Here is a 10,007-nt window from a genome sequence, read left to right as displayed (position 1 = left end):
GCTCCTACAGTACCCGTGGGATTAGATAGCCAGCACGTCGGAGCGGGATGATGGCAGCGCTCGGTCAAACGGACTGACCCCGCGCAGATGGATCGACCTGCGTAGGAGCGCACCCGGGCGCGAGGGGCGTTCCCGGGAAAGCTTCATCGCGCCCGGGTGCGCTCCTACAGTACCCGTGGGATTAGATAGCCAGCACGTCGGAGCGGGATGATGGCAGCGCTCGGTCAAACGGACTGACCCCGCGCAGATGGATCGACTTGCGTAGGAGCGCACCCGGGCGCGAGGGGCTTTCCCAGGGAAGCTTCGTCGCGCCCGGGTGCGCTCCTACGGTTTGGCGGGATCAAGCCGCAAACACATCCGGGCGCGAGGGCGGGGTGGGCTGGGCGGTGGCGCCTTCGTGGGTAAACATCTGTTTCCACGCGGCGTAGACCGAGCCGGCGAACACCGGCATCAGCACCGCCATCAGCAGCAGCTGCGCCAGCCACATCGCCACCGTTTGCCCTGCCACCAGGCCGACGATCAGCGCCACGATCATCACCGCGAAATAGATCGCGAAGATGGCGATGAAGGCCAGCACGAAGAACACCAGCATGGCCGGCAGGTTGTGCAGGCTGGCGCGCAGGCTTTCGCGCAGTGCGTGGCTGCCGGTGCTGCGGTCGAACATCACCTGCGGCGGCATCACGAACAGCGCCAATGTCATTGCCGCAAACGTGGCGATGGTCAGCAGCAGCCACAACAGGATGCGGCCAGCCGGCAGGCTGGCCGCAAGCTGCTCGATCTGCACCGGGTCCGGCTGCGCGCCGGACTGGCTGATCTGGTTGATCTTGAGCATCACCTCGGACAACTGCTGCAGCCCGCTGGCGCCAATCATCGCCAGCAGCAGCACGCCCAGCAGCAGGCCGGCAATCAGTTGCGGCAGCAGCGACACCAGCAAATGCGGCGCACGGCCGTCCTGCAGGCCGTGCAGCAGGTGCGATGGCTTGGCGATGCGGCCCTGGTCGACTTCGCGGATTGCCCACAGCATGCCGCCCATGAACAACGGGCCGGCCAGCACCAGCAGGAACTGCAGCGCCGGGCCCAGCAGCGGCACCAGCACCGACAGCGACACCACCAGCGAGGCGGCCACGCTCCAGATCACCCCCAGCGAGCCAAGCGCCAGCGGCGCCCGCTTCAGCAGCGAGAAACCGGTCAACAGCCATTCTGCGCCAGCGGATGCCGGCACCTTGCGAATTTCGCTCATTCCCATTCCGGATCGATACGCGCGCCGGACCATCCGGCGTGACGCGATTATCGCTGCTTTTACGTGTGCGCGGCGGGATGAGCGTTCACTGTTTGCAGGCCGCGTGCGTGATGCACGAACCGGCGCAGCAGCTTGCGGGCGACCGGGGCGGCGGTGACCTCGCGGGCAACCGTGCGCGCGCAGTGACCGTGGCGGGCAATGCACTCGGCGCGCGCGCGGACATAGCCGCGCATATGGTGGGTGGCGAACTCCGGGTGGAACTGTACGCCCCAGGTGGCCCGGCCCCATCGGAAGGCGTGGCAACGGTCCTGACGCGAATGCGCCAGCACGATGGCGCCGTCCGGCGCGCGCACCACCGTCTGCAGGTGGGTGGCATGGGCCGGGAACTGCGCCGGAAGGCCTGCAAACAACGGGTCCTGCCCGGCCGGCGGGTGCAGCTCCAGCGCGATGGTGCCGGACTCGCGCCCCGCCGGGTTGTAGTCGACCTCGCCGCCCAGCGCGTGGGCCAGCAACTGATGGCCGTAGCAGATGCCCAGCAACGGCTTGCCGTCATGGGCGGCGTCGCGCAACCACTGCGCACTGCGCTCGCTCCAGTCGGCGCGGTCGGTGACGAATGCGGCCGAGCCGCTGATGATGATGCCGGCAAAGCGGCCGCGGTCTGGCAGGTCGTCGCCATTGGCGACATCGATCACCACGGTCTCGCGCTCGGCCAGCCCGGCCGCCACACGGATCCAGTGCGGAAAGCGGCCGTATCGCTTCATCTCCGGCACGGGGTGGCCGGTTTCGATGATCAGGAACGGCAAAACGGACATGCGCGAGAACCCGGACACGACAGATGCCCCCGATTGTAGGCGGCAGTGGCGCGTTTTTTTCAAGTCCGGACCCAATGCAAAGGCTGTGCGTGATTGCCGATTGCCATGTGCTGATGCCCTCGCGGCCGGGTAGATGGAATGGCGACGACGGTGGCCGGCGGCTGTCGCACATCACCGATATCGGCAGGCGGGCGCTTGACTGGACGGCAGTAGCGCCCTCAACCCTGCAGCTGGAGCATGCCTGGGGATGATTGAACGGGAGAGCGACGGGGTGCTGCAACGCGCAGTCCTGGGGTTTGCAGGGCTGCGTGGTCCGGCCGTACCGATGCCGGCAGGCGGCGCGCGACCGGTCTGCCGCAGCACGCTCGCGCTTGCAGTTGTCGGAGCATGCCTTGGGGCGCTCGAACGTGAGACGGACAGAGTGCTGCTATACGCGGCCCCAAGGGAACTGCGCGTTCTTCAACGGCTTGGTTGGGGCTGTACGGCTGGCGGCCGCCGGGCGCACGGGACCGCCGCCGGGTTCTCGCCGATACCGTCAGGGCATGCCCCAAGGCGCTTGAGCGGGAGGGCGACGGAGCGCTGTTACGTCTGGTCGCAGGGCATGGCACCTTCCAGGCCAGCGACATGCGCCGAGCCTGTGCCGGGTGCCGTGTGGTGGTTGCATCGGGTCGTTCTGGTCGGTTACGCGCAGCGGCCTGGACGCCGCCGTGCCAGACAGCGGTCGTGCAGGCGTGCCCGGACGCAGCGTGCGTCGCGGCATGCCGCGTCTGGCGCTCGCAAAGGCAATCCGCGCCGGGGGTGGTCTGCCCAGAATCGCGGCGATCGCCTGCGAACTGCACAAACCAGCTCGGTCGGGCGATGACCCGCCTATTCGCGCGGCGGAAGCACCGACAGCACTTCTTCGATGGTGGTCAGCCCGGCGGCGACCTTTTCCAGGCCGGTGCGGCGCAGCGTGCGTAGGCCGTCGCCGCGTGCGGCCTGGCTGAAGCTGGCCAGGTCGGTGTCGGCGCGGATCAGGCTGCGCAACCGCGGACTCACCGGCAGCAATTCGTACAGGCCCACGCGGCCGAGATAGCCGGTGCGGCGGCATTCAAGACAGCCGACCGGCGCGTGCACGTTGAGCACTTCCGGCAGCGCTTCGCCCGGCTCGCGGATCGCCGACCAGTCGTCGTCGCTGAGCGTGTGCGGGCGCTTGCAATGCACGCACAGGGTGCGCACCAGCCGCTGCGCGAGCACGCCGTTGAGCGTGGAGGCGACCAGGTAATGCGGCACGCCCAGGTCCAGCAAACGGGTGATCGCCGAGGCGGCGTCGTTGGTGTGCAGCGTCGACAGCACCAGATGCCCGGTCAGCGAGGCCTGCACCGCCATCTGCGCGGTTTCCAGGTCGCGGATTTCGCCGATCATGATGATGTCCGGGTCCTGGCGCAGCAGCGTACGCACGCCGCTGGCGAAATCCAGGTCGATGTTCTGCTGCACCTGCATCTGGTTGAATTCCGGCGCGATCATTTCGATCGGGTCTTCCACGCTGCACACGTTCACATCCGGCGTGGCCAGGCGCTTGAGCGTGGAGTACAGCGTGGTGGTCTTGCCCGAGCCGGTGGGGCCGGTGACCAGCACGATGCCGTGCGGGCGCTCGACCAGCGCGCTCCAGCCGGCGGCCTCTTCCGGGCTGAAGCCGAGTTGTTCGATGCTCTTGAATGCCGAATCCGGGTCGAAGATGCGCATCACGCACTTCTCGCCGAAGGCGGTGGGCATGGTGGACAGGCGCATTTCCACCTCGCGCCCGCCCGGCGAACGGGTCTTGATGCGGCCGTCCTGCGGGCGGCGGCGCTCGGCCAGGTCCATGCGGCCGAGCACCTTGATGCGGCTGACTACCGCAGTCATCACCGATGGCGGCACTTCCAGCACCTTGTGCAGCACCCCGTCGATACGGAAACGCATGCGCCCGGCCTCGCGACGCGGCTCCAGATGGATGTCGCTGGCCCGCTGTTCGTAGGCGTACTGCAGCAGCCAGTCGACGATATGCACGATGTGGTGGTCGTCGGCGTTGACATCGCCGGCGCGGCCCAGTTCCACCAGCTGTTCGAAACTAGGCAGGCCCGAGCTCGACTCCGCGCCGCGTGCATCGCCACGCGCGCCGCGCACCGACTGGGTCACGCCGAAGAACTCCATCGTGTAGCGATGCAGGTCCAGCGGGTTGATCAGCGCCAGTTCGACGCGGCGACGGCTCAGGTGCTGCACGTCGGCCAGCCAGTCCAGCGCCAGCGGCTCGCTGGTGGCGATCAGCACGCGTTCGGCATCCAGCGCCAGCGGCAGGATGCGGTGGCGGCGCGCGTAGGCATGCGAGACCACGCCGGTGACCGCGGCCACATCGATGCGGGTTGGGTCGATGCGCAGGTAGCGCAGGCCGGTGCGCGTGGCCAGCCATTCGGTCAGCCGTTCCAGGCCCAGCTCGCCGGCCGGCGCCTGCGCGGCATGCAGCTTGAGATTGGCCAGCAGCACCAGCGGATGCACCTCGCTGGCGTTGCGCACCCCGGCGGCGGAGAACTGCACGCGCTCGTGTTCGTGCGGCACCACCATCCCGTCGGCCAGCAAGGCGGCGGCCACCGGGTCGAACATCAGTCGTCCGCGCGGCAGGATCGCCACCGCACCCTCTGGATCGGCCGTACGCCGCTGTTCCATCGCTTGTTTCCCCTGCAGCGGTGTTCCGCGGCAAAGCGCTGCGGGTCGGCCGGTATACTAGCGCACCCCTTTCGCACGGCCCTTGCTGCATGTCCGATTCCCGCCGCGTTCCAATCACGTTCCAGGGCCTGATCCAGACCCTCAACCAGTACTGGGCCGATCAGGGCTGCGTGCTGATCCAGCCATTGGACCTGGAAGTGGGTGCGGGCACGTTCCATCCGGCCACCTTCCTGCGCGCGCTGGGACCGGAGCCGTGGAATGCGGCCTACGTGCAGCCCTCGCGCCGCCCCACCGACGGCCGCTACGGCGAAAACCCCAACCGCCTGCAGCGCTACTACCAGTACCAGGTGGCGATGAAGCCCAACCCGGACAATATCCAGGACCTGTACCTGGGCTCGCTCAAGGCCTTGGGCATCGACCCGCTGGTGCACGACCTGCGCTTTGTCGAGGACAACTGGGAATCGCCGACGCTCGGCGCCTGGGGCCTGGGCTGGGAAGTCTGGCTCAACGGCATGGAAGTGACCCAGTTCACCTACTTCCAGCAGGCCGGCGGCCTGGAGTGCAAGCCGGTACTGGGCGAGATCACCTACGGGCTGGAACGGCTGTGCATGTACCTGCAGAGCTGCGACAACGTCTACGACCTGGTGTGGACCTACGGCCCGGATGGCGCGCCGGTGAGCTACGGCGATGTCTATCACCAGAACGAGGTGGAGCAGAGCGCCTACAACTTCGAACATGCCAATGTGGCCGAGCTGTTCCACCGCTTCGACGCCTGCGAGGCCGAGGCCAGGCACCTGGTCGAGGTCGGCCTGCCGCTGCCGGCGTACGAGCAGGTCACCAAGGCCAGCCACGCGTTCAACCTGCTGGATGCGCGCCGCGCGATCAGCGTGACCGAACGCCAGCGCTACATCCTGCGCGTGCGCGCGCTGGCGCAGGGCGTGGCGCAGGCGTATTACGCACAACGCGAGAAGCTGGGCTTTCCCGGCGTCAAACGCTGATGCTGTGTCCTTCCCCCGCTGGCGGGGGAAGGTGCCCGCAGGGCGGATGGGGGCAGTACGTCTCCGCCGTCTTGGCACGACCCTCATCCGGCGCGGCGCGCCACCTTCTCCCGCCAGCGGGAGAAGGACATTCTCCAGTCACCTTCGTCCGTTGATGGCAGAAGGGACATAAGCCAAGGTTCACCTGATATGAGCGAACACCTTCCCCTGCTGATCGAACTGGGCACCGAAGAGCTGCCGGTCAAGGCGCTGCCGGGCCTGGCGCAGGCCTTCTTCGATGGCGTGCTGGCCGGTCTGGAAAAGCGCGGCGTCGCCGTCGCCCGTGGCGACGCCAAGCCGCTGTCCACGCCGCGCCGCCTGGCGGTGCTGCTGCCGGGCGTGGCCACCGAGCAGCCGGAGCAGCGCTCCGAAGTGCTGGGCCCGTATCTCAACATCGCCCTCGACGCCGAGGGCAAGCCGACCAAGGCGCTGGCCGGTTTCGCCGCCAAGGCCGGAATCGACTGGACCGCACTGGAGCGCACCAGCGATGCCAAGGGCGAGCGCTTCGTGCATCGCGCGGTGACGCCGGGTGCGCGCACTGCCGACCTGCTGCCCGACATTCTGCGCGAGGCGATCGCCGCAATGCCGATCCCCAAGCCGATGCGCTGGGGCGCACACGAATACGCCTTCGCGCGGCCGGTGCAGTGGCTGGTGCTGCTGTTCGGCAACGAGGTGATTCCGGCCGAATTGCTGGGCGTGCGTGGCGACCGCGTCAGCCGTGGCCACCGCTTCATGCATGAGGGCGAGGTATCGTTGGCAGTGCCGGGCGATTACATCGACGCATTGCGCAGCGCGCATGTGCTGGTGGATGCCGATGCACGCCGCACGCGCATCATCGAAGAGGTCGAAGCGGCCGCCAGGCAGGCCGGCGGCAGCGCGCGTATCAGCGACGACAACCTGGAGCAGGTAGTCAACCTGGTGGAATGGCCGTCGGCGGTGCTGTGCAGTTTCGAGCGCGAGTTCCTGGCGGTACCGCAGGAAGCGCTGATCGAAACCATGGAGATCAACCAGAAGTTCTTCCCGGTTCTGGATGACGGCGGCAAGTTGACCGAGCAGTTCATCGGCATCGCCAATATCGTCTCCAGGGACGTGGCCGAAGTGGCCAAGGGCTACGAGCGGGTGATCCGTCCGCGTTTTGCCGATGCCAAGTTCTTCTTCGACGAAGACCTCAAGCAGGGGCTGGAGGCGATGGGCGCGGGTCTGGCCAGCGTCACCTACCAGGCCAAGCTGGGCAGCGTGGCCGACAAGGTGGCGCGCGTGGCGGCACTGGCCGAGGCGATCGCACCGCAGGTCGGTGCCGATCCAGTGCAGGCGCGTCGCGCCGCGGAACTGGCCAAGAACGATCTGCAATCGCGCATGGTCAATGAATTCCCGGAATTGCAGGGCATTGCCGGCCGCCATTACGCCAAGGCCGCCGGTGAGCCCAGTGAGATTTCGCTGGCCATCGACGAGGCTTACCAGCCGCGTTTTGCCGGCGACGACATCGCGCTGTCGCCGTTGGGCAAGGTGCTGGCGATTGCCGAGCGTCTGGATACGTTGGCCGGTGGGTTCGCGGCTGGATTGAAACCGACCGGCAACAAGGATCCGTTTGCGTTGCGGCGTAATGCGTTGGGGTTGGCGCGGACCGTGATTGAGAGTGGGTTTGATCTGGATTTGAAGAACCTAATTCATGATGCGTACTCTCGCGTCAATGAAGGCATCGCCGACGTAGCGGCTACCCGAAAGACCGACGCTGCTATGACCGCCGCATCAAAAGGTGTGAAGGTCGAGGTTTCGCACTTGGGTGAATCTAGTTTTACGAATAAGGATCTCGCTGAGGTCTACGACTTCATCCTCGACCGCCTACGCGGCTACTACGCCGACAAGGGCGTCCCCGCCACCCACTTCAACGCCGTCGCAGAACTGAGGCCGGCATCGCTCTACGACTTCGACCGCCGCATCGATGCGATCGGCATCTTCGCCATGCTGCCCGAAGCCGAAGCCCTGGCCGCGGCCAACAAGCGCATCCGCAACATCCTGCGCAAGGTCGAGGGCGAGATCCCCGGCGACATCGACACCACGCTGCTGCGCGAACCGGCCGAGGAAGCCCTGGCCGAAGCGGTGGAAGCGGCCATCGGCGACACTGGCGATGCGTTGCACCGCCACGACTACGTTGCCGTGCTCGCGCGCCTGGCCCGCCTGCGCCCGCAGGTGGATGCGTTCTTCGATGGCGTGATGGTCAACGCCGAAGACCCCCAGCTGCGTGCCAACCGTCTGGCGCTGCTGAAGAAGCTCGGCGACCGCCTCGGCAGCGTTGCCGCCATCGAGCATCTGTCCAGCTGATGTCCACCGCTGCCGGCGCGACGCAGTGGCACAGTGCCCAGGCTGCGCTGGCACGCCGCGACATGCCCGCAGCGGCGGCGGCGTTGCAGGCGGTGTTGGCGCTGGAGCCGACGCATGTGTCGGCCCGTGTGCTGTTGGCCGGCACCGTGCTGGCGAGCGGCAGGATGCGCGAGGCGGTCACCCAGCTACGCCTGGCCGCGCGCGATCTGGGCAAGGATGTGACGCTGCGTTGCCGTGTGGCACAGGCGCTGCTGCGCGTCGGCGAACATCGACCGTTGCATGCGCTGCTGCGGCATCCATCGGTGCTGCAGTGTGGCGATGGCGCAACGCTGGCCTTGCTGGCGCACGTACACCAATCCCTGGGCGAACATCCCGAGGCACTGGCGATGATGCAGCGCGCGCAGGCCTGCGGATTCGATGGCGCGGATTTCCGCTTTTTCCTTGCCGTGCAATTGCAGTTCAACGGGCATCTGGACGCGGCCGCGCAGGCGCTGGAACAGACCCTGGCGCAGAAGCCCGGCTACGGCCGCGCGGCGCTGACGCGTGCACGCTTGCGTCGCCAGAGTACGAGCGATAACCATGTCGCGGCGCTGCGCCAGCAGTTGCAGCGCTCCGCTCCCGGGAGCGAAGACCGTGCCGGGCTGGCGTTCGCGCTGTACAAGGAGCTGGAGGACCTCGGCGATACCGATGCCGCCTGGGATGCGCTGCAACAGGGCAATGCGGTCATGCACGCACGCTTGCGCCACGATGCCCAGGCCGAGGCATCGCTGTACGCGCAATTGGGCGCCTTGGCCGATCAGAGGGTGTTCGCAGCCCAGCCGGCCGACGTTGCACACGGCCCGCAACCCATCTTCGTGCTTGGCCTGCCACGCTCGGGCACCACGGTGCTCGAGCGCATGCTGGGCAACCATTCGCAGATTGTCGCTGCGGGCGAGCTGAGCGACTTCGGCCATCAGTTGCGCTGGGGCGCGGACCAGGCCGGGCGAAGCCTGCTGGATGCAGGCCTGTTGCAGGCGCTGCCCACGCTGGACTACGCACAGGTCGGGCAGCGCTATCTGGAGCAGACGCAGTGGCGCGCCGGGTCGGCCCGCTGGTACATCGACAAGTTGCCTGCCAACGCGGTGGCGATCGGGCCGATTGCACGTGCCTTGCCGGGCGCGCTGATCGTGCATCTGGTGCGCGAGCCGATGGCGGTGTGTTTTTCCAACTATCGCGCGCTGTTCGGCGATTCCTATGCCTACAGCTACGACCTGCAAACCCTGGCGCGGCATTACCAGGCGTATCACGGCCTGATGGCGCACTGGCGTGCCGCGCTCCCGGGCCGGGTGATCGATGTGGACTATGCGCAGATGGTGCGCGATCCGTCTGCGGTGCTGGAGCAGTTGATGAGGCGCTGCGGGTTGGCGATAGAGCCGGGGCAGATCGACATCACCCGCAATGCCGCAGCGTCGGCCACGCTAAGCAGCGTGCAGGTGCGCGAAGGTGTGCATGGGCGCAATGTGGAAGCGTGGCGCCGCTACGCAACGCAACTGGAGCCGCTGAGGCAGGCCTTGCTGCGTGCAGGCATGATCGAAACAAACGCTACGCTCTAGGAGCGGCTGACCAACGAGCGCGTTCACCGTCGTGTGGATACGGCCTGCGGTTTGATCCCCGTCAGCACGTCACCACGTCGGCAGATGCGATGTTTTCGCGACTTGCCGGACCCTGTGGCGGAATGGATGCCGCGCAAGAACTTACGCGGATAGGCGCACGGCATGTCCTGCAAGCGGTGAGGGCATCGCGCCCTCGCCCACGTGCCTGGACATCTCTGCCAAGACCAACGCGACCAGCACCTGGAGTCCATCGACACGGCGTTCAGTCGATGTTGGTCGCTGCGCTTGGGTCCGGTCCAGACGCATCTACGTCGATGGTCCT

General features: G+C 67.1%; 6 protein-coding genes. 3 read left to right on the top strand and 3 right to left on the bottom strand.

Going from position 1 to position 10,007, the window contains the following annotated elements; all coding sequences use genetic code 11:
- Positions 1 to 340: 340 nt before the first annotated feature.
- The 3 genes from FHY18_RS18225 to FHY18_RS18215 all read right to left on the bottom strand — a co-directional run bounded on the left by FHY18_RS18225 (position 341) and on the right by FHY18_RS18215 (position 4,734).
- Positions 341 to 1,240 (bottom strand): BPSS1780 family membrane protein, encoded by a 900-nt coding sequence (locus FHY18_RS18225; RefSeq protein ID WP_259157951.1) that lies wholly within the window; start codon positions 1,238 to 1,240, stop codon positions 341 to 343.
- 59 nt (positions 1,241 to 1,299) lie between these two features.
- Positions 1,300 to 2,052 carry a glutamine amidotransferase gene (locus FHY18_RS18220; protein WP_259157944.1) on the bottom strand — a complete coding sequence of 251 codons (753 nt, stop codon included), beginning with the start codon at positions 2,050 to 2,052 and terminating at the stop codon, positions 1,300 to 1,302.
- Positions 2,053 to 2,919: 867 nt separating this feature from the next.
- On the bottom strand, positions 2,920 to 4,734 hold the full coding sequence (locus FHY18_RS18215) for a GspE/PulE family protein (RefSeq protein WP_259157933.1): 1,815 nt from the start codon (positions 4,732 to 4,734) through the stop codon (positions 2,920 to 2,922).
- A gap of 89 nt (positions 4,735 to 4,823) precedes the next feature.
- Between FHY18_RS18215 and glyQ the strand changes: the two genes are divergently transcribed.
- From glyQ to FHY18_RS18200, 3 genes are all read left to right on the top strand, one after another.
- Complete coding sequence (gene glyQ, locus FHY18_RS18210; RefSeq protein WP_259157921.1) at positions 4,824 to 5,732, top strand: glycine--tRNA ligase subunit alpha; 909 nt, start codon at positions 4,824 to 4,826, stop codon at positions 5,730 to 5,732.
- Positions 5,733 to 5,921: 189 nt separating this feature from the next.
- Complete coding sequence (glyS, locus tag FHY18_RS18205) at positions 5,922 to 8,093, top strand: glycine--tRNA ligase subunit beta (RefSeq protein ID WP_259157909.1); 2,172 nt, start codon at positions 5,922 to 5,924, stop codon at positions 8,091 to 8,093.
- Complete coding sequence (locus FHY18_RS18200; RefSeq protein ID WP_259157895.1) at positions 8,093 to 9,685, top strand: tetratricopeptide repeat-containing sulfotransferase family protein; 1,593 nt, start codon at positions 8,093 to 8,095, stop codon at positions 9,683 to 9,685. The genes glyS and FHY18_RS18200 overlap by 1 nt, the downstream gene beginning before the upstream one ends.
- Positions 9,686 to 10,007 lie beyond the last annotated feature (322 nt).

The sequence above is a fragment of the Xanthomonas sp. 3793 genome (assembly GCF_024806835.1).
GTDB lineage: Bacteria > Pseudomonadota > Gammaproteobacteria > Xanthomonadales > Xanthomonadaceae > Xanthomonas > Xanthomonas arboricola_F.
This window is presented reverse-complemented; position numbering and strand designations above follow the sequence as displayed.